General features: G+C 59.5%; 19 protein-coding genes and 2 pseudogenes. 7 read left to right on the plus strand and 14 right to left on the minus strand.

Annotated features, from left to right (window positions below; genetic code table 11):
• A pseudogene (locus HKD27_RS15090) lies at positions 1-572 on the minus strand (IS3 family transposase); the annotation flags it as partial.
• Positions 573-633: 61 nt separating this feature from the next.
• Here HKD27_RS15090 and HKD27_RS15095 point away from each other — a divergent pair.
• From HKD27_RS15095 to HKD27_RS15105, 3 genes and pseudogenes are all read left to right on the plus strand, one after another.
• Positions 634-1,583, plus strand: a pseudogene (locus HKD27_RS15095) (IS5 family transposase); the annotation flags it as partial.
• Positions 1,584-1,718: 135 nt separating this feature from the next.
• On the plus strand, positions 1,719-2,084 hold the full coding sequence (locus tag HKD27_RS15100) for a sigma-70 family RNA polymerase sigma factor (RefSeq protein WP_338085592.1): 366 nt from the start codon (positions 1,719-1,721) through the stop codon (positions 2,082-2,084).
• On the plus strand, positions 2,081-2,836 hold the full coding sequence (locus HKD27_RS15105; protein ID WP_194265590.1) for an anti-sigma factor: 756 nt from the start codon (positions 2,081-2,083) through the stop codon (positions 2,834-2,836). Before HKD27_RS15100 ends, HKD27_RS15105 begins: the two co-directional genes overlap by 4 nt.
• Positions 2,837-3,087: 251 nt before the next feature.
• On the opposite strand, the gene vapC is transcribed toward HKD27_RS15105, so the two are convergent.
• The 8 genes from vapC to HKD27_RS15145 form a co-directional block, all read right to left on the minus strand.
• Positions 3,088-3,492: a tRNA(fMet)-specific endonuclease VapC gene (vapC, locus tag HKD27_RS15110; RefSeq protein ID WP_194265591.1), complete on the minus strand. Its 405-nt coding sequence runs from the start codon at positions 3,490-3,492 to the stop codon at positions 3,088-3,090.
• Positions 3,492-3,716, minus strand: a complete 225-nt coding sequence (gene vapB, locus HKD27_RS15115) for a type II toxin-antitoxin system VapB family antitoxin (RefSeq protein WP_194265592.1) — start codon at positions 3,714-3,716, stop codon at positions 3,492-3,494. The genes vapC and vapB overlap by 1 nt, the downstream gene beginning before the upstream one ends.
• Before the next feature lie 305 nt (positions 3,717-4,021).
• Entirely contained in the window at positions 4,022-5,383 is a 1,362-nt protein-coding gene (gene repC, locus HKD27_RS15120) for a replication initiation protein RepC (RefSeq protein WP_194265593.1), read from the minus strand.
• A gap of 383 nt (positions 5,384-5,766) precedes the next feature.
• Positions 5,767-5,991 carry a hypothetical protein gene (locus HKD27_RS15125; RefSeq protein WP_228120872.1) on the minus strand — a complete coding sequence of 75 codons (225 nt, stop codon included), beginning with the start codon at positions 5,989-5,991 and terminating at the stop codon, positions 5,767-5,769.
• A 491-nt stretch (positions 5,992-6,482) separates the two neighbouring features.
• Entirely contained in the window at positions 6,483-9,689 is a 3,207-nt protein-coding gene (mobF, locus tag HKD27_RS15130; protein WP_194265594.1) for a MobF family relaxase, read from the minus strand.
• Entirely contained in the window at positions 9,686-9,964 is a 279-nt protein-coding gene (locus HKD27_RS15135) for a hypothetical protein (protein ID WP_062499779.1), read from the minus strand. Before HKD27_RS15135 ends, mobF begins: the two co-directional genes overlap by 4 nt.
• An 82-nt stretch (positions 9,965-10,046) precedes the next feature.
• Complete coding sequence (locus tag HKD27_RS15140) at positions 10,047-10,460, minus strand: hypothetical protein (protein ID WP_194265595.1); 414 nt, start codon at positions 10,458-10,460, stop codon at positions 10,047-10,049.
• Positions 10,460-10,714, minus strand: coding sequence for a type II toxin-antitoxin system prevent-host-death family antitoxin (locus tag HKD27_RS15145; protein WP_194265596.1), 255 nt, complete (start codon positions 10,712-10,714; stop codon positions 10,460-10,462). The genes HKD27_RS15140 and HKD27_RS15145 overlap by 1 nt, the downstream gene beginning before the upstream one ends.
• Before the next feature lie 303 nt (positions 10,715-11,017).
• Between HKD27_RS15145 and HKD27_RS15150 the strand changes: the two genes are divergently transcribed.
• The 4 genes from HKD27_RS15150 (at position 11,018) to HKD27_RS15165 (ending at position 13,763) form a co-directional block, all read left to right on the plus strand.
• Complete coding sequence (locus tag HKD27_RS15150) at positions 11,018-11,863, plus strand: hypothetical protein (RefSeq protein ID WP_194265597.1); 846 nt, start codon at positions 11,018-11,020, stop codon at positions 11,861-11,863.
• A gap of 255 nt (positions 11,864-12,118) precedes the next feature.
• Positions 12,119-12,736 carry a hypothetical protein gene (locus HKD27_RS15155; protein ID WP_194265598.1) on the plus strand — a complete coding sequence of 206 codons (618 nt, stop codon included), beginning with the start codon at positions 12,119-12,121 and terminating at the stop codon, positions 12,734-12,736.
• A complete protein-coding gene (locus tag HKD27_RS15160) occupies positions 12,724-13,380 on the plus strand; it encodes a hypothetical protein (RefSeq protein ID WP_194265599.1) in 657 nt (218 codons plus the stop codon). The genes HKD27_RS15155 and HKD27_RS15160 overlap by 13 nt, the downstream gene beginning before the upstream one ends.
• Positions 13,377-13,763: a hypothetical protein gene (locus HKD27_RS15165; RefSeq protein ID WP_194265600.1), complete on the plus strand. Its 387-nt coding sequence runs from the start codon at positions 13,377-13,379 to the stop codon at positions 13,761-13,763. The genes HKD27_RS15160 and HKD27_RS15165 overlap by 4 nt, the downstream gene beginning before the upstream one ends.
• A 47-nt stretch (positions 13,764-13,810) precedes the next feature.
• Here HKD27_RS15165 and HKD27_RS15170 read toward each other — a convergent pair whose 3' ends face one another.
• The 5 genes from HKD27_RS15170 to HKD27_RS15190 form a co-directional block, all read right to left on the minus strand.
• The gene (locus tag HKD27_RS15170; protein WP_228120871.1) at positions 13,811-14,458 is read right to left on the minus strand and encodes a hypothetical protein; all 648 of its coding nucleotides are present in this window, start codon (positions 14,456-14,458) and stop codon (positions 13,811-13,813) included.
• Positions 14,459-15,235: 777 nt separating this feature from the next.
• The gene (locus HKD27_RS15175; RefSeq protein ID WP_228120870.1) at positions 15,236-16,051 is read right to left on the minus strand and encodes a hypothetical protein; all 816 of its coding nucleotides are present in this window, start codon (positions 16,049-16,051) and stop codon (positions 15,236-15,238) included.
• A 298-nt stretch (positions 16,052-16,349) separates the two neighbouring features.
• Positions 16,350-16,604, minus strand: coding sequence for a hypothetical protein (locus HKD27_RS15180; protein ID WP_194265614.1), 255 nt, complete (start codon positions 16,602-16,604; stop codon positions 16,350-16,352).
• A gap of 558 nt (positions 16,605-17,162) precedes the next feature.
• On the minus strand, positions 17,163-17,486 hold the full coding sequence (locus tag HKD27_RS15185; RefSeq protein ID WP_194265601.1) for a type II toxin-antitoxin system PemK/MazF family toxin: 324 nt from the start codon (positions 17,484-17,486) through the stop codon (positions 17,163-17,165).
• A complete protein-coding gene (locus HKD27_RS15190; RefSeq protein WP_062269019.1) occupies positions 17,483-17,701 on the minus strand; it encodes an antitoxin MazE family protein in 219 nt (72 codons plus the stop codon). The genes HKD27_RS15185 and HKD27_RS15190 overlap by 4 nt, the downstream gene beginning before the upstream one ends.
• Between the last annotated feature and the right edge of the window lie 73 nt (positions 17,702-17,774).

Raw genomic sequence — 17,774 nt, forward strand, 5'->3', positions numbered from 1 at the left:
CTGGTAGATCGCCCGCAGGCCCATGATCGCCATGAGCCGCCGGACCCGCTTGCGGCCCACTTCATGTCCCTGGCGGCGCAGATGCCATGTCATCTGCCGTGAGCCATAATAGGGCGTTTCCAAGAACTGGGCGTCGATCAGCCGCATCAGCTCCAGATTGGCTTCGCTCTGTGGCACAGGCCGATAGTAGACGCCCGACCGGTTGAGTTGCAGCAGCGTGCATTGCCGGATTATCGGCAGACGCGCTCGCTTCGGGTCAATCATCTGCCGCCTCTGATCACGCCCAACCGAGCAGAGGCATCGCGTAAAAAATCCCGTTCCACGAGAAGTTCGCCTATCTTCGCGTGCAGTTTCTCCACGTCAGCTGGGCTGACCGGGGGCTCAGCCACCGTCTTCCCGGAAAAGGTCGCCGCCATCCCCTCGATCGCCTGCCGTTTCCACTAGGCGATCATCGTCTGATGCACGCCATGTTTCGAAGCCAGTTCCGCCAGCGTCAGTTCCCCACGGATCGCCTCCAGCGCAACCCGTGACTTGAACTCTGCCGCATACCGTTTCCGCGTAACCTTGCCCATAAAACCCGTCCTCGTTCAGGCCAGATGATAGCTTATCGCCCTGTCCGAAAAATGGGGACCACCTCTTTCAGACGGAAGTAAAGGCGGACGTCCGCCGTTTGATCCGGTGCTGATGTTCAAAATTCTGGTCATCCAGACGTTGAACAATTTGTCTGATGAACGGACAGAGTATCTGATCAACGATCGCCTGTCGTTCATGCGTTTCCTTGGCCTGGGGCGTCGGACCGTGTGCCTGATGCCAAAACGGTCTGGCTGTTCCGTGAACGCCTGACCCAGGCGGGGGCCATTGAAAGACTGTTTGACCGATTTGACGCGACCCTACGGAACGCGGGCTATCTGCCGATGTCGGGCCAGATCCTGGATGCAACATTGGTAGCCGCTCCAAAGCAGCGCAATACCAACACTGAGAAAGCCGACCTCCGGGCAGGGCGTATTCCTGAAGACTGGCAGGACAAGCCATCCAAATTGTCCCACAAGGATCGCCATGCGCGCTGGACACTGAAGTTCACCAAAGCAAAGCGGCAGGATGATGGGACGATCCCGTCAACGGATCTTGCCATTCCGTTCTTTGGCTACAAATCGCATGTTTCCATCGATCGAAAATTCAGGCTGATCCGCAAATGGAAGACGACGGATGCCGCCGCCAGTGATGGTGCGCGATTGAGAGAGGGGCTGTTAGATAAAACCAATACGGCCTCAAGCGTTTGGGCTGATACAGCTTATCGCTCGAAAGCGAATGAGGACTTCATGGACAAAGAGGGTTTTGTCTCAAAGGTTCACAGAAAAAAGCCGCATCTCAAGCCTATGCCCCGACATATCCAGAAATCGAATGCTGGAAAGTCCGTGATCCGATCGCGCGTCGAGCACGTCTTTGCCGACCAGAAATCACAGACGGGATTGTTCATCCGAACTGTCGGTATCACCCGGGCCACCATGAGGATCGGGCTGGCCAATATCGTCTACAACATGCGCCGCTTCCTCTTCCTCGAAAGATTGAACGCGAGCGCATAGTCATCCAGCGGGAGAGCAGTCCCCGATCTGCTCAAAACGCAGATCAAAAGCTCCCCCAAAAACCGTCAATCAAATCGCCAAAAGCCTGAAATCACGAGCCAGGCGCATCAACCAACGGTTCTTCGATCCCTCCAGGTGCGCGGCCAGTCTGACCTGCGTCCGTGGCTGTTCACGATCGCGCATCGCCTGATTGTCAATCACTGGCGCCGTTTACGGCGTTTCGTGTCATGGACGGAAACCATGCAGCCTGAACCTTTGCAGGAGGCCGACCAGATCCCTCATCTGCAGTGGCAGGAAGTGGTTCAGGCGTTCGGACATCTGTCTGATGATCATCGACAGATCATGATGCTGGTGAGTGTTGAAGGGCTTCAATATGGCGTGGTTGCAGAAATTCTGGATCTGCCGATCGGGACCGTGATGTCACGCCTTTCCCGTGCACGTGCTGCCCTGCACAGTCTTGTTGAACATGAGGAACGCCCGACGCTTCGGAGAGTCAAATGACACAGCCTGATCGCTCCGTGACCGAAGATGATCTGCAAGCCTGGGTTGATGGATTTCTGTCTCCGGAACGCCTGCGAACAGTGGAAGACTGGCTCGAAAGTCATCCCGAGACATTGCAGCGTGTCAGGACATGGAAAAACGAGCGTGATGCCCTCCGTGCCGGACTGGGGTCGGAACTCCGGCCGGCCATACCGGCGCGCTTCAACATTTCAAACCTGCGGCAACGGAACGCCGTGCATTCAAGCATGCCCCGAATGGCCGCCTCTATCGTCCTTGCACTGTCGATAGGGTTTGGCAGCGGATGGTTCCTCCGTGATCGCCGCGTACCCGTCGGGTTGGCCGCCGTTGAACAGGAAGCGACCATCGTGCGCGAGGCCAGCAAAGGGAGCACGATTACGGAAAGCAATGTTGCGCAACTCGCAGCATGGGGTGGGAAAATGCTGGGACGCCCGGTACAGCCCCCGGATCTGTCCGCGGCGGGCTATCACCTTGTGGGCGGACAACTGGTTACGACCGATCATGGACCGGCCTGTGTCTTCTTCTATAAGGATGCCAGCGGTGCCCGGATCTCCCTGTTTGTACGTCCTATGTATAACGTGGATGTTAATGCTCCCATGCGTCCGATGCGTCATCTGCCAGGCTATCTCTGGGCTCAGAACGGACTGGGAGTCAGTATGGTGGCAGATACATCCACGAGCAGTCTGCACACTCTGGCGGACCATGCCCGCGATCTGATGGCAAAAGCCAGCTAAGGATCAGGGCGTCCTCAGCTGGCCATTCAGAACAAGGCTTCTCCCCCGCAGGCTCGTGAATTACTGGAAAATCTTTCCAAGGAATACAAACCCCGCCAGACATTTGCAGCGGCTTTACGGTTATGGCGCTATCTTAACGTGCTGTGGGGACTATTGTCCCGACTACCCTTTGCTCTTCCGAAATAGTATTCTGAAATCAATTCGGACTTTCCTGTAGTTAGTGATCATCCGAGCAAGAAAAGACAAAGAATTTAACCGGGCATCCAGTCTTCAGAACGCAATCCGCTCACCCGTATAAATTCTCGAAGATTTCCGGTTACGATAACAAGTCCCCTGCTCCGGGCATGACCGGCAATCATCAGATCGTAAGGACCAATAACACATCCGCGATATTCCAGATCCGCCCTGATGTCTGCTGTATGAGCTGCGGCATCACCGTCGAATGGCAGAACAGATAAACGTGCGGCGAAATGCTCTACCTCACGACGTGTCTTTGCGGGATTTTGAGATTTCTCGGCACCATACAGAAGCTCGTATAACACCACATCTGAGATACAGAGTGTTTCGGCATTATCGTTGAAGCGTTCCCGCAAACCTTGTGGCCGGTCACGTAATACGCGAATACAGAAATTTGTATCCAGAAGATAGCGAAGCATCAAAAGCGTTCCCGCTCCTGAATCTGAGGCTGATTACGCTCAGGCAGATCAACACCAGGTGCTGCAAAGAAATCATCCCATGCAGCATTGGCCGGCGCGATAATACGGCGCACGCCATCAGGAATGATGACGACGTCTTTCAGATTGCCGTCGAATGCAACCGCCTTGGGCAGACGAACGGCCTGCGAACGATTTGAAAAGAAAAGGGTTGTACGACTGAGCATTGCACGCTCCTTTATGGATATACGTTTAGTATATACACGTGCCCACCCATATTCAATGAATTTAATCCTCTTTGCTGGGGCTTTACCCCCCATTTCGCTAGCTGCTCCGGCAGATTTTCACTCAAAGCAACATTACCGCGACCATGATGTTGCGGACGGTAACGAAGAAGGTACTCGTTGGTAATCGTTGCAGTTGGAAAAAGGGCATCTCTTTTTGTGGTCGTATCCAAAAATACCTCCAGAAATGAGAACAACTGCGAGACCGCGATGAGATCGTGACGCTCCGGTAAAATAGAGCCCACATATCAGATCCAGTGTCCCTCTTTACGGGATGTCGGCGCTGCCGGAGGCGGCACGTAGCCGGCCTCGGCCAGCATCCCGATTTCACGCGAGCGGCTGTCCCGCAAGGCATAGAGGCTGCGATCAAGGAAGAGCGTGTTGCGTGCACCGCGCTCGATCAGCGACCGGAAATAGGCGTCCCTGAAACGGATGGCCGCACCGCGCTCCAGCCGCGAGGCCATGACGATGACGGCCACGGCCGCCTGCAACCGGCCCAATACGACACAGGCCTGCGACCAGGCATGGCATGACACGCCCACCTGCCCCGACAGATATTCCGCCGCTTCGATCAGTTCTTCCGCACTCGGCCGACCGCTGGAACACAGCTCCCGCAGGCCGCTGCAGATCTCGAGATAGAACACCGATGTCCCCTTGAAACCCCGCAACGCCGTCCGGTCATACGGGCTCGGTCGATCGGTGGTGGATTCCGGTCCTGCACGCCGCATTGCCTTAATGCGATTGCCGCCTGTGGCGGCTACCTGATCTACTTTTTTAGAAGATTGAATGTTTTTAGTATCTGTATAGTGGGCCCCACTTTGAGGACCCATGGGCCTCATTTCTGATGGATACTGCGTTGAAAAATCAGGGTTTTCCACAGAGGGGCTTCGGGGCTCGGAGACGTCTCCGCCGACATGCGCGGCAACTGTCTCGGACAGTGCAGCCATCTCCCGGTACAGGCCTTCCAGAGTGCCTGTCTGAACAGTCCGCAGTCGTGCCTGCATGATTGCGGCCGCCTGCCGGATCACGTCATGCAAGCCGAACTGCTCGGCCCCGGCCCGAACGCTGTCATTGAGATCGGCTATGGAATCACGCAGGAACGAGATGCGCCCGCGGATCCGGCGCTGCTCGGCGCTGAGCGCGAGAAAGTCCGGCCAGCGATAGCGCAGAGCGGACAGATTGAACCCCACCTGGGTCTGCTCCTTGTTCCCCTGCCAGCGTCGGCCGCGTTGCCCGTTCCGGCCATCCTGTGGCACCAGAAGCCGCGCTTCGGCCAGTTCCCGGATGTGGCGCTGCAGCGAGCTGCGCGAAAGCCCCGTCCAGGACATCAGTGTCGTGTTGTGGGCGTAGATGAACGGGGTCTCCAGTGCGCTCCATGCGTCCGTAGCGGTCTTTTCCACCATGATGATGAGCGTCAGCGCAGCACCCCGGCTCACAGGCAGAACGCCACGCAGGGACTTCAGCATGTTCAGCATGTCCCACTTTCCGGGTTCGGCCGGTGGTGGGGTCGTCAGTTCCTCGCGTGCGGCCAGCATGGCCTCACTGATTCGACGCTGGCCCCGTCGTGTGCAGGCAGCGCGCGTCCTCTGCGTATGGGCAGACTGTTCCATTGATTGGTCCGGATCGGTTGGGTTGAGGGAACCACCTCACGGCCGGACACCAGACAAAAGACTCCCGTTCGCAATTTAGCACTTGCGTTTCAAAGAGAGCTGACGCTAGATGAAGTTAACGAATTCGACATCTAGCTACTGTTTTTTTGCCGGAGCCCTGGCTCTTCCGATCGCCAAATCGGAGGAGGCGGGGTTTTTGGTATGTGAGCGCTACGTCATCGGTGGTCCTCTGGATCGACTCGCTGGCGCCGCCCACAGGGACGTCTCCAGACATCCGAGCATCGTGCCCCCGTTCAGGCTCCGCAACAACCTGTAAAGTTCCCCAGATCGCAATTTTTTCTTTATATTCCGGGGGTTATTGTGTTCATTTTGGCGCGCGGACATCAGCTCGTAACTGCCTCTGACGCACCGCTTCCCATGTGGCTGGCGACCGTCTGCTGGTACTGCGCGACCGTCCATCCGGTCATATTGTTCGCTGCCAGCGTCTTGGCCGAGACGAACTGGCTCAGCGGCGTGCCTGGATCCGATACGGTTGCGATCGCGGAGCCGGCTTTCGTGCCAAACATATAGGCCCCGTAGACCTGTGTTCCGGTAGTGTTGCTGACCAAAGACCAGGCTCAGAGCGGGGCCTAAGAGAGCGGCGTAAATCGCCAGCCAGGTGAAACGCGACATCGATACGACTCCTCGTCGGGTACAAGTCCCAGAATTGTGCCCCAACCGTTTGTGACTGCGTGCGCTGCATGGCTTTTTTTCCGAAAGCCGCGTTCACAACCGACTGAGGCACTGTGGGAACAAGGAGAAATTTTGCATGCGATCCATCTGTGGCGCTGCGCCTATGGGTTACATGCAACAGACCAGGAAGAGAGCGAGCATGGAATACCTATCCCTGCTTTCTTTATTCCAAGAGCACATTAATACCCGATCGGGAGATCTGTATCGTCAGAGATGTATCTACAAGTTCCGCACTAAAGATCAGTGTCGTTCCCAATATTGACGGGTGTAGTATTATCTACGACCTGTAGCGCGAAAGTATCATGAGACAACCACACCCCGCCTCCAGCGGGACATGGTCATTCCGGGAATAGCGCAGGCTCTTTGCCTACATACCACGTCCCCTGGAGGGAGCACGCGTACGCTCACGCTCCTCCTGCCGCTCGCCCCCACGTCGCACTGTGGCCTTCCGGGCGGCCTCGGCCGCCTGGCGCCGCGCCCGGGCCTTCTGGATGTCTTCAGCATGGCGGGCAGCCTTGAGAGCATCCTGCGCCGCGTAGCCTGCCTTACGAAGTTTACGGCTGACGTCATCCCACTGTTCGCGTGGCACCTCCCGGATCGGAGCTTCAGCGATCTCACGCCTCACCTTCGCTCCAGGCGACTGTCCTTTCTGCTGAACACGCTCGTTGACATGGTTCTGCCGGATCCAGCGCGAGGTTGCTTCCTCATGCGCCAGCCGCGCCTGAACCAGATCCACCGCCAGCGACTTGTACGGATGCCGTCCCATGTCGCCCGCAAGCCGGTCATACAGATCCTCCACCGTGACCGGCCGGATATCACCGAGCGCTCGCGAGAACGTCTCCGCCTCCCGGAGCGAACCTTCGGCCACGGCCGTCCAGCACTGATGGACGTGACGACTTTCAGCGACATAGGCGGTAAAACCGGTCATCGCCGAGGAACCACGCGGCATCGCGTTGATATGCTCGTCTGACGTGACACCCTGGGCCGCGTCCACGGTCATCGCATGTCCGAACCCCAGACGGATCCGGCCGGTCTTCGGGTCGGCAAGGCGTGTCCAGGGCACCATCCCCTTGCGTCCTTTCGCGTTCTCCATGATCAGCCCCTCGTCCGACCAGCCCCGGACGGTGGTGAAGTCGCCGTTGGAGCCAAGCTCGCGCCAGCGCTTGCCATGCGGCGTATCCACCCGGACACTGGTCCGGCCGTACAGCCGCACCCGGTCGCCGACCGCAAGTGGCAGCTCATAGGTCACGCCGCGCTGATCAATGGCGGCTTTGCGGATTTCCTCCTGTCCGATCTCGCCGCGCCGGCGCAGACGGTCGCGGACGGCGCGGCTGAGATCCATGACGTCTTCGTTCGTCGGGGCGGACATGGTGATGCCGCGTTTCGAGCCGGCCTGCAGAAGCAGGTCGCGCCGGCGCAGGTAGAGGTCGGCAATATGCTCCACGACCTGGTCATGATCGCCGCCGACAAGGCGGATCGTGCCGTCCCTGCGCTTCATGTCGATGGCTTCGCGGGCACGGGCCATATCGGCTTCCCGCTGCTCGTTTTCGGTCTTGCTCAGGTCACGGCCGGCACTGCGGAACTTGTTGGCGATCTCGCGACTGTGGGCTGATTTCTGCCGGATGGTGCTGAGCAGCTCCGGCCGCGCCTCTTTGGGCATCACTCGCAAAAGTAGTTCAACGGCGTCCCCGGCCTCGATGGCCTGCGCCTGTTCCCGGTCGCCCACCACGCGAAGGGCAAAGCCTTTCTCCTGCTGGAGCTGCAGGATCTGAAGCAGCTGGCGGGGCGAGACCTGACTGACCTCATCGAGCACGAGCACGGATTTGCTGTCGAGCACGATCTTCCCCTGCGCCAGCCCGTCCAGGAGCGGCGTCATCGCGTAGGTTCTGGAAATCCCCGCATCTTTAAGAGCGTCGGCCTGACGCCAGGCGATGGCGGCACCGATGACCGTCCGTCCGTCTTCCTGCCAGGCGTCCACCAGAGGCTTCAGCAGGGTGGTCTTGCCCGAACCCGCAACACCGATCAGGAACCCCAGACCGCCCGCCTGCCCGAGCAAGCGGATCGCCGCAAGCTGCGCAGCGCCATGTGCCGGTTCCTGCGTGAAATCCAGCCCCGACCGGGCTACGGCCGCGGCGATCTGCTCGTCCGTCAATGCGCCGTCCCGCGTCCGGGAGGAAACACCAGCCAGACGGGCCATTTCCTTTTCAAGCGCAATCTGCTCGGTCGTCGCAACCCGCAGACGTCCGTCCTGCTCGCGCATACGGAACTGGACCAGCTTGCCGTCGATCTCGATGCCGCGCTCCTGAATCAGATCCGCAACCCGCTCGACATCCTCCATACCGTCGATCCCCGCCGCGATCAGGCCGTGTGCCGCATAGGTCCGAAGGGCGTCGCGATCAATGACAGCCGCCGTGCGGAACTCATCCGCAAGCGCCTTCGCGGCAATGCCGAACGCCTTTTCGAAGCGCTCCTCCCGGGAAAGCAACACCGTTTTTTCGTCCGTCAGGACGGTGTCGTGCTGCCAGCCGATTTCGTCAGCCTGCTCGCGCCAGATCTCCCGCTCGTTCGTTCCGTCGTACTTCTTCGAGCGATAGGTCAGATTGGCCTGGTGCAGGATCTTGAACTTCTGGTCAGCACTCATGGCATTCCAGTCGCCGCCCTGTCGGGCGACGAAGGCCTCCGCCATGCGCTTTGCCTGTTTGCTTCTCTTTGAGAAGAGCTCGCGGGCTTCCTTGGGAATGCCGTCAATCATGATGGCCTTGCCGCGGTCGTCGACCTCCACGCGCACGCCCAGCTTTCGCAGCTCCTGTGCCAGCTCGGCCTGGAAGTAAGCCCCAAACAGATGCGACGTCATCCCGGTGATGCGTTTGCTGTCCAGGGAACCGAGATGCCCGCTCTCGGTTGCAACGGCATTGAACATGATATTGTGGATATGTGCCTGCGGATCTCCGGGCACCGGAACTTCGACCGCAGCCGTGGCGCCATTGGCGCCATCCTGGATCTCCATAACCGGCCTTGCCGTGTAGTGCCGGAATGACACCCAGCCGACGTCCCCGGCCTCGTTATAGGACACCCCCGCCTTGCCACGGCGCGCAATACCGACTTCCTTTGCGATGAACGCCATGGCGCGATCATTGGCCTGATGGATGGCAGCCCAGATCAGGGCCTGTTCTGCCTTGGTGGCGGCAAACTCTGCCGCAAGCGTCACCGACTTGTCAGGAGCGGCTGTAAAATCGATCCCGGAAATTTCGCGTGTCGCATGGGCCCCTGCCCATTTCTCACCCGTGTCGGCGCGCTTTCCCTCGAAGAGGCGGGCGAGAGCCTCGTCTGTCGGGATTTTCGTCAGGTCGATCCCGAGCTCGGCCGCAATGCGCCTGCTCATGTCAGGACCCCAGCTCCCGCGACCATCGCGCCCGGTATAGTATGTGTTCAGTCGGTCGCCTGTTTCGGAGCGGGTCTTTTCTCCATCCCGTTCAAAGCGGGCATCCTTGCTGGGCTCCAGCTGATGCTCCCGCAGATAGGCGACGATCAACTTTCCGGCCCCGGCAGCCGAAATCTTCCGGTAGGTGATCATTTGAGCTCGGCCGCCTCTTCGCCGCGTCGTTCCAGACGGCTCACCTGCTCACCGAGGCCCTCCAGCACGGTTGTCTGCTGATCCAGCGCACTGGCCATGCGGAGCATGATCTCACGCAGTCCCTCGCCCTCATCCGGCTTGTCGGGCGGACTGACCATCTGATGGATCTGGGCCACGGCTTCGGCAATCTGACCAAGCCGTGTGAGAATAAGCAGCTCGAAGCGCTCGCCTGCCTGTGGCGGAGGGGGAAGAGTGAAATCATCGATATTGGACACAGGGAATCAGCTCCTTCTCGTGGAAAGAGCCAGTGTTCCACCGTGCTATGTGATTGCAGACATCCGGGACCAGTGAGGACTTTCAGGGATGACGGGCCACGCGCCTGGCCTGGGGAAACAGGCTGCGAAAGCGCTCCAGAACCGTCTGCATGAAGGCTCTGCTGAACTGCCCCGTTACGGCAGACTGGCGCAGGTAATATGATCCTTTCACAGGATCGAGATTGTACTCATCCAGCATGAGCCATTGCCTGCGCTTCTGGTCCAGGGCCGCGCGCGGTTTTTCGGTGGCCGGGATTTCAACCGCCTCGCGCCCACGCGCAGGTTCCCTGGTCGTCAGGGGCAGGAGCAGAACGTATTCCTGACCATCCCTGGCAACAAAAAGCACCGCAACGGCAACCGGACGGTCTTTGCGCCCCTCCGTTTCTCCCTGGGCGTCCTGCCAATGCCACAGATAGGGGTACTGCAGGACGGTCCCCGGCTCGAACGCCGCGACCACTAGGGGCGCTCGTCCGAGGACAGGAACGCATCAATCGCGTGCGACACATCCTCTGCCAGGTCGGACGGCATCTCGGCGGTCGCTCCTGCCAGGCGACGGTCTGTCTGGGACTGCTTCAGCGCTTCGTATTGCTCGACGCTCAGAACCACCAGACGGGGCTTTCCTCTTTGACTGATGGCCGTCGGCCCCTGCAGGGCGCTGGCAATAATGTCCCCCGATTTCCGGGACAGATCACTTGTTGAGAAGGTCCGCATCGTCCGTTTCTCCGTTGCACCATACATGCAGCAATGATGTCTTTCGTGGAGAATACAGCAATTACAGCATACAGGAAAACATCTTCTTCTTGACGCGATATGCGCCCCCCTTCCCCGGATGCCATGTGGTCCCGCAGGGACCGCACCCGAAAGGGTGCATTTGTATATGGAAAAAGGAGAAAACTGACACGATCTTGACGCGATCCTGACACGACAGTGACGCGATGATGAAACGATGGCGACGCGATCTTTGACACGATCTAGGACCGATGATAGCTGGAAGGAGAGAGGAGCGACCGAGAGATGGCTACGGCACTGACAAGGACTGAAACAGGCGGATCAATGTTCGCGGCGCTGCAGGGAAGCGAGCGCGGTGCGTGGGCACACTCGCCGTTGTTTCGGTGGATGGCAGAAAATTTCGAAGCCATGTCGCGTGCCGTAATGGGTAAGAAAGTTCGCTGGCAGAAGCTCTGTGAAGCTGCAGCCGCGGACGGACTGACCAACAGAAATGGTCAGTTACCCAAGCCCGAAACCCTGCGGACTACGTGGTATCGCGTTCGCAAAACTATGCGAGCCATGCAGGAAGTGCAGGAAAAGGCAGAAGCTGAGGCTGCTGCCAAAAAGGCCTCTCGTTTGTCCGAAGCCAAGGCTAGTCGCGATAAGGAAGCCGATACGGGCGGGGATTTGCGTTTGCGGATGGAACAGGCTGACCGGGCCGAACGTTATGCAACGGGCATGCGTGAGGAGGTTCGGGATGCCCACGTCAGGGCGGCGGCTCAACGACAGGAACGGGCGAACCAGCAGGCCGCGACTGCTCCGGAGCGGGAGATCGAGCCTTCTGATCCGTCAGAGTTCATCACGCAGGATCTTCCGGTGGTCAAAGGCGTATCGAACCGCGCCTATCTGCCGGTCGACCCCAAGCTGCCCCCGGTCCGTGAAGGAGAGATCAATCGGATAACCGGTAATGCGTGGATCTATGGCGACGACCTGCCGGGTTATCCGAGCAAGCGGAATTATGAATACGAGAAAGAATGGCTTCGGGATGTCGGGTTGCTCCTCCGGCATCGCCACCCGACAAATCTGACAATGACGCGGGAAGAGAAGTTCGTGATGCGGAGCGCTAAAAGCTGCATTCCGAACCTGTACTGAGCCGCTTCGTTCGCAGTCACATTCGCCTGTGAGACTCTGTTGATAGGGCACGAAGGCCCGGATCAACAGGAGACACTGGTACTATGACTGACAAGCCTACAGCGCAGCCGAAGAAAGAGCCTCCCCGCCGTCGCGCCGTCTGGCGTATCGGGCGCGGCCGGAGCGGCGGCAGGCCTTGGCCTTGCGACTTTTGTTCACTGGGCCATCAAAGAAGGTCGCCCCGTTCTGGCCGCGGATGGCGACCCGAACAATCCGATGCTTTCCAAGCTCTATCCACCAGAGGGCCCGAACGGCGTCAAAAGACCCGGCAACGCAGAACTGGAGCAAAGCAAGCTCTGGCTGGCTGACGTTCTGGCAGAGGCACTCAAGCACAGCGCATCGCTTGTGATCGACATGGGCGGCGGAGACCGCGTCAGCGAAGAGCTGGCGGCGGAATCGCACCTCGCAGACTTCCTGAAGGCCAACGGCGTCAATCCAACCTTCGCCTACTTTACCGGGCCGGAGCGGGACGACTTCGATCATGTCTATCGGATCTGGAAGTCAGCCGCTTTCAAGGACGGTGATTCGATCCTCTTTCTGAATGAGGGCCTCTATCGCTCGCCCTCTCGCTCTGCGAATCCCTTTGAATGGCTCAAAGAGGATCCACGTCTTGCACAAATGGAAAAGGCGGGGGTTCGGCCCGTCGTGTTTCCTGCGCTGACGTGCATGAAATACCTTGAAGGCGACGACATGAATGTCTTCGACGTCGTGGCAGGGAAGCCCAAAGCCGACGGGACCAAGGTCAATCCGCTCTGGGCCCACATGACGGTCAAATGGCTTGAGGCCTTTCGGCACAACGTCGAGGAGGAAGGCGTGGCAGAATGGCTGCCGTAAACGGCGACCTCACACTGCCGAAGGCACAGGAGGCGCGTGAGCGCCTCCTGGCGAGCCTGCATGATGCAGGGATTGAACCCTCCAGTCCGCTTGGGTTGATCATGCTCACGCAAAGCGAGAGCGTCAGCCTCGCGAGCGCGCAGTTCGAGCAGGCCGCCGCCGCTCTCTCCGACGCATCCGAGCAGGCGAGAGGCGAACTCTCCGGTCTTCATCAAAAGCTCGCTCGGGGCGTCGAACAGGTCGAATCCCTTCAGCAGGCGGGCGAATCACGCATTCGCACGCAGGAAATCTTCCTTGAGCGGGAACAGGCCGCGGCCGTGGCGCGCATTGTCAAAAGCATCGAGCAGGCACTGGCGGAGAGCGCCGTAAAACAGCAGGCCGACCTTTTTACGGCCCTCAAGAAGCGACTTCCGCAGGATGAGTTAGCGTTCTATCGGCAGGTCCGCTGGAACCGTACGTTCATAGCGTTCATGCTGGCGGGCGCCTTGATCGTTCTCGGCTACTGGAGCGGGAGCCGGACCACATCTGCAAATACGGCAAGAGGCCAGTTCTGCACTGAGCACCTCCAATATGACAAAGCCACCGGCATGCAGTGGTGTCCGCTGACACTGCCGCCTGAGAACGCCGGTCACGCCAGCCCATGACGAAAGCGGATAAGCCATCGGCTCTGAGCGCGGTCCGGACCCGTGCGAGCGGCGTGATCCGCTTGCGGATTGCGCCGCTCGCGCGTTTTGTCGAAACCTCAACCATCCTTCCCGAGATCAACGCGAGCCCGATATGCCTGATGCTTTGGAGCAGCGGATGCCTTTCGCTCATCGGGGGGGAAAGTGCCGCACTCATGCTTCATGACAGGCTGGGTCACGCCGCGTTTCTGTTTGGCGCCGTCGCTATCATCCCGATATCGTGCATGGCGCTGCATTACCTGCGCTGCTCCTGCGAGCACGGCTTTCTTATCAGAACTGCTGCCATCCTTACGGTACTGGCCGTGGTCCTTACGTGGATACTGCCCGCACCTGTTCCCGGCTGACCGGCCCGAGCTTCGGATATCAGGGCGGAGCCCTGACGCAGCATACGTCACAGCCGCGCTTGCGCGGTTGTGTCCATTTTGGCGCGGTCTGACCAGACAGCAAAAAAGGCGGTTCCCAAGGGAACCGCCTTTTCCATGTGTGGACCTGGCCGAGGCCGTTTGAGGCGGCCCGGATCTCGGCAGGGGTGGCACCAGCGGCGCGCGCGTCTTCTGCGGCCCGTGTCCTTGACGTAAGGCTTCCAGTCTTCACCGAACAATTCGCGGTAGGCGTCACATGCGCCGGTTGCCATGACCGCGAGCGCGTAAGCCTTCGGGGCCTGCTGCGCTGCGAAACGGACTGCCCGATCTACGCGGTTTTCCCCGCCGTCGACGCCCATGCGGTCCTCATCGCGGCTTTCGTTGCTGAAAGAGTTCTTTTCGTCAAAGGCAATCTGCCGCTTGTTCTCATAAAAGTTGGCGGCCCCATAGGCAGAGCGGATCATACCATCCACGATGCGGCCAAGGCGCATTTCCATGGCCTTGAAATTGCGCTCGCCCCGGAAGTCGGTGACGACAAGAATGTCCTCAAGGAGCGCGTACTGGTCGCGGATCATGCTGAGACCGGCCCCCAGCAAGTCGTCATAGTCGCCAGCGTCATAGCCGAAATGCTGAACGATTGCGGCAATCTTGTCGTCGTTCGGGGCAAGGCGGAGCACGTCGGCAAGGAAATGGCCTTTGTGCGTTCGCGGGCTTCATTGAAGCGACGGACAGAGGCGGGGCTGGCCTTCGGTGCGGCCTTGCGGTCTGCGGAGTTCTGGGCGATTGTGTTTGTTGCGTCGGACATGAAACTTACCTTTTCTAGTCTAGCGAAGTCCCGTTCGGTGGTGACACACCGTTCGGGGCGCTTTGTCCTGAGGGCAAATCCCTCTCGATAAGTAAAAGATAGCATTTTCGGCCTTTCATGACAAGAGAAAAACCGCAGAAAACCGCCATAAAACGCGACTTATTTTTCCATTACAAGTAAAAATATTTCTTGATTATTTATGGATGCCCTGTCGTTTTCCTAGACCCATCCTGCCCGTGCGGCGAGCACACTGACGGCGACGAGAGTGGAGTGGAGGCGGCGTTTTCCTGAGCCCATCCTGCCACCTGCCGCCGAGGGTCGCGCAGTGGCTTTACGGACTGGCACGGCAACTGTCAGACTGAACGCTGGATGCGAGGACGCTGTCGTGGAACGGCCCTCCCGGGCGGTCCTTCAGGACCGTTCGGGGGGGACGAGGAGCCGTCTCCCGGTAGAACGTCCCGGACCAGGACCGACCGTCAGCGGAAAAGGATGCGGGTGAGTCGTACCTGAAAGGGACAGACCCGAGGGCCAGACGCCCGCCTGAGGGCGGCTGGACGTCGGGGCTAGGCGGAGCTTGGCGACGAAGGAGCCTAGCGTAGTAGGGCGAACGAACCCGGCAGGGCCGCCCCGACCCTTCTTCGCCTGCTCATCAAAGTTTCCACGGATCAGGCTCCAGGAACCAAACGTTATTCAGCCTTCCCTCACGGTTTGCCTTTCTGGCTTTCCTGCGGAGCACTGCGCGCTCCTGACACGCTTTACGTCGCTTCTTTTCATCCGCTTTCCAGCACGCCCGCAGGACAGGGCGCAGATCAGGACACCGCGCGGCTATCTGTCCATAAGACATGCCCCTATCGCGGGCGAAGCCTCCAAGGCCGTCCACGCCCTCCAGCAGTCTGCCCTTGCCCCGCCCGGGATAGAACATCACGGCAAGCCCGTCCTGTGTCTGCGCCGCTGAGGGCAGCCGCAGGAAGAGGGTAGCGAAGCCGTCTGACGTCTGAACCCATCCGGGCGCTGGCTCTTCCAGTCGCTGCAAACGCAGGAGGTCGAAGTGGGGGCAGTTGTCGGCCACGGCGGCCGCAGTTTCGGGAGACCTTTCCCAGAAGGTTGCACAACACCCCGACCAGTCCCGCACGGCGTCGGTCGGAAACAGGACTGCATAGGCGGTTATCAGGTCAGCCTGATAGACCGGCTGACCGGCCTGCCACTTGGCAAAGCTGGGGTCGTCGAAGCAGTCGATATACTCCATCCCCCGGATGGTCACGTCGGGATACTCAGCCGCCAGTCCATCGCCGTGGTGCAGCATGGCGCTCCCGATGCCGTTGTACAGGCGCATCTCAAGCTCGGTGTCGCTAGCGAAGCTGATGTCCTCGGCGTCGCAGGTGCGCCCGGCCCGTTGCTCGGCGATCTCCCGCAGTCGTTCGGGGGAACCGGTGAGGATGAATGTCGTGACGACGCTGATGCTCATGGGAGAAATCCTTATTTCCTTTGTGATTTCCCCTCGCGGCCGCAGACGGCTGGACGGGACAATGGCGCGCCCTCCAGGGCGCGGACCGCGTGCGGCCGGACCATTGTGGCGGCCAGACGGGCTGTGGCGGCCCCTGTCTTTCCTCCCCTCCTCAGCCTTTCAGCCGCTCCGCAGCCCTCTCGGGCTCGCAGTCACAAACAGCAGAGCTATGGGAGAGCCAAGGAGATCTCATGACCCGACCTACCGTCGCCCTAAGCGCCCTTCACCGCCTCTACGCTGCTTCTCTGTTTCCCATGCCTCAGGCCATTCTATGCGGAATCCTGATCCTTATTCCTTCTTCATGGTGGTGTATCGGAAGCCTCTTGCTGATACTCCCGCAGGCGAAGACGATGTCAAAGCTGGCACTGCCTCCCGCCGCGATGAAGCCACCAGCAAGGCGTCTGATTGTCTCTGGGCGAGGCGTGCCATGGACCGCAGACACGACACCCCGGCCTCTGTTGTACAGGATGGTGCTGACGCGGGTGTCCACGGTGACAGTCGGGTGTTCGGACATGCTGATCTCCTTCTCTTCATGTCTCTTCAACTGTCCTCTCCGGAGTCAGGGCCTGACTGGCGGGGCAAGGGCGACGCGTCAGCGGCGGTCCCGCAGGCGTCAGCCGAGGACACCACCCCTTGCGGCGACAGACAGGCTCTGGCACCCGCCCCTCTCTCCTCCTTCTTTCTCTTTTCTCTTCGCTTCTCGCCCTCGCGCGGGCAGGCTCTTCCCCTGTGAACCCAGGCACCGTCTCACAGCATGAAAAAGGGCGGAGCCATGCTGACTCCGCCCTTGAAAATCGTAACCGGTTCGTCCAAGTTCAGAGGTGAGCCGTGAGGGGCTTCGCAAAAAACACCTCACGGCCCGGTTTACCTTAAGTGATTTACTCGGAGAGGCTCTTCAGTGCGGTGGCAACCGCCTGAAGGGTCTTCTTCGTTTTACGAAGGATCTTCGTAAACCACTTACGGTCCACCACGATCACGAAGATCATGGCTTCCCCTTTCACTCTGACGACTTTGGGTAGGCATCCAATCCCCTGTTGTGCCAGATCAGACGTCACATGCCATTCTACGCGCTTCAGGCCAGACCTAAAAAGAGGGCCAAAGCGCGATTTACGGAGAGCATGATCGTATCGCTGGCGATCCCAAAGGTGGGGCCGATCTTGTCGCGGGAGACAGTGCTGGGCTTGTCGATCATCACCTGAGACGTCTTGCGTAGCCCGTTTCGCTCGTCCGGTGTTACCGACAGGCGGAGCAAGGGCGCGTCTATGAGCGTGCTGGTGACAGGGAGTACAGTCACAGAGGCCGTCGTTTCGAAGCGGTCAGCCTGGACGATTAGCGCGGGACGGGGTTTTCCCAGATCACCCTGGAGAGCAACGGTAACGAAGTCTCCCCGGTTCATGCATCCCATCCGTCGAGATCGCTGGCCGCGCTTTCAACGAAGGACATCAGCGCGGGATCGTGCCGTTCTGCCTCGGCCACGAGACGCGCCTGGCGCTGGCATTCTGCATCAAAGCCAGGTGTGCGCGTATCGGGTACCCAGATCTGGACGGGGCGCAGACCGGCCTTACGAAGGGTGTCACGACGCTTTTGGACGCGAATGGCAACAGGGGTCATGGCTTTTCTCCTCCCGTTACATGTAACAGGAAAAAGTTCTGATTTCTACTAAAAAGCGCTGGGGCTGCTGCTC

This window comes from Gluconobacter sp. R75690 (assembly GCF_015244525.1).
Lineage (GTDB): Bacteria > Pseudomonadota > Alphaproteobacteria > Acetobacterales > Acetobacteraceae > Gluconobacter > Gluconobacter potus.

Bases quoted from the DNA above. Each gene is read 5' to 3' on its own strand.
- HKD27_RS15175 (WP_228120870.1), bottom strand. From the start codon at position 16,051: ATGAGCATCAGCGTCGTCACGACATTCATCCTCACCGGTTCCCCCGAA.
- HKD27_RS15190 (WP_062269019.1), bottom strand. From the start codon at position 17,701: ATGACCCCTGTTGCCATTCGCGTCCAAAAGCGTCGTGACACCCTTCGT.
- mobF (WP_194265594.1), bottom strand. From the start codon at position 9,689: ATGATCACCTACCGGAAGATTTCGGCTGCCGGGGCCGGAAAGTTGATC.
- HKD27_RS15155 (WP_194265598.1), top strand. From the start codon at position 12,119: ATGCTTTCCAAGCTCTATCCACCAGAGGGCCCGAACGGCGTCAAAAGA.
- HKD27_RS15180 (WP_194265614.1), bottom strand. From the start codon at position 16,604: ATGTCCGAACACCCGACTGTCACCGTGGACACCCGCGTCAGCACCATC.
- vapC (WP_194265591.1), bottom strand. From the start codon at position 3,492: ATGCTTCGCTATCTTCTGGATACAAATTTCTGTATTCGCGTATTACGT.
- HKD27_RS15165 (WP_194265600.1), top strand. From the start codon at position 13,377: ATGACGAAAGCGGATAAGCCATCGGCTCTGAGCGCGGTCCGGACCCGT.
- HKD27_RS15160 (WP_194265599.1), top strand. From the start codon at position 12,724: ATGGCTGCCGTAAACGGCGACCTCACACTGCCGAAGGCACAGGAGGCG.
- HKD27_RS15150 (WP_194265597.1), top strand. From the start codon at position 11,018: ATGGCTACGGCACTGACAAGGACTGAAACAGGCGGATCAATGTTCGCG.
- repC (WP_194265593.1), bottom strand. From the start codon at position 5,383: ATGGAACAGTCTGCCCATACGCAGAGGACGCGCGCTGCCTGCACACGA.
- HKD27_RS15185 (WP_194265601.1), bottom strand. From the start codon at position 17,486: ATGAACCGGGGAGACTTCGTTACCGTTGCTCTCCAGGGTGATCTGGGA.
- HKD27_RS15105 (WP_194265590.1), top strand. From the start codon at position 2,081: ATGACACAGCCTGATCGCTCCGTGACCGAAGATGATCTGCAAGCCTGG.
- HKD27_RS15145 (WP_194265596.1), bottom strand. From the start codon at position 10,714: ATGCGGACCTTCTCAACAAGTGATCTGTCCCGGAAATCGGGGGACATT.
- vapB (WP_194265592.1), bottom strand. From the start codon at position 3,716: ATGCTCAGTCGTACAACCCTTTTCTTTTCAAATCGTTCGCAGGCCGTT.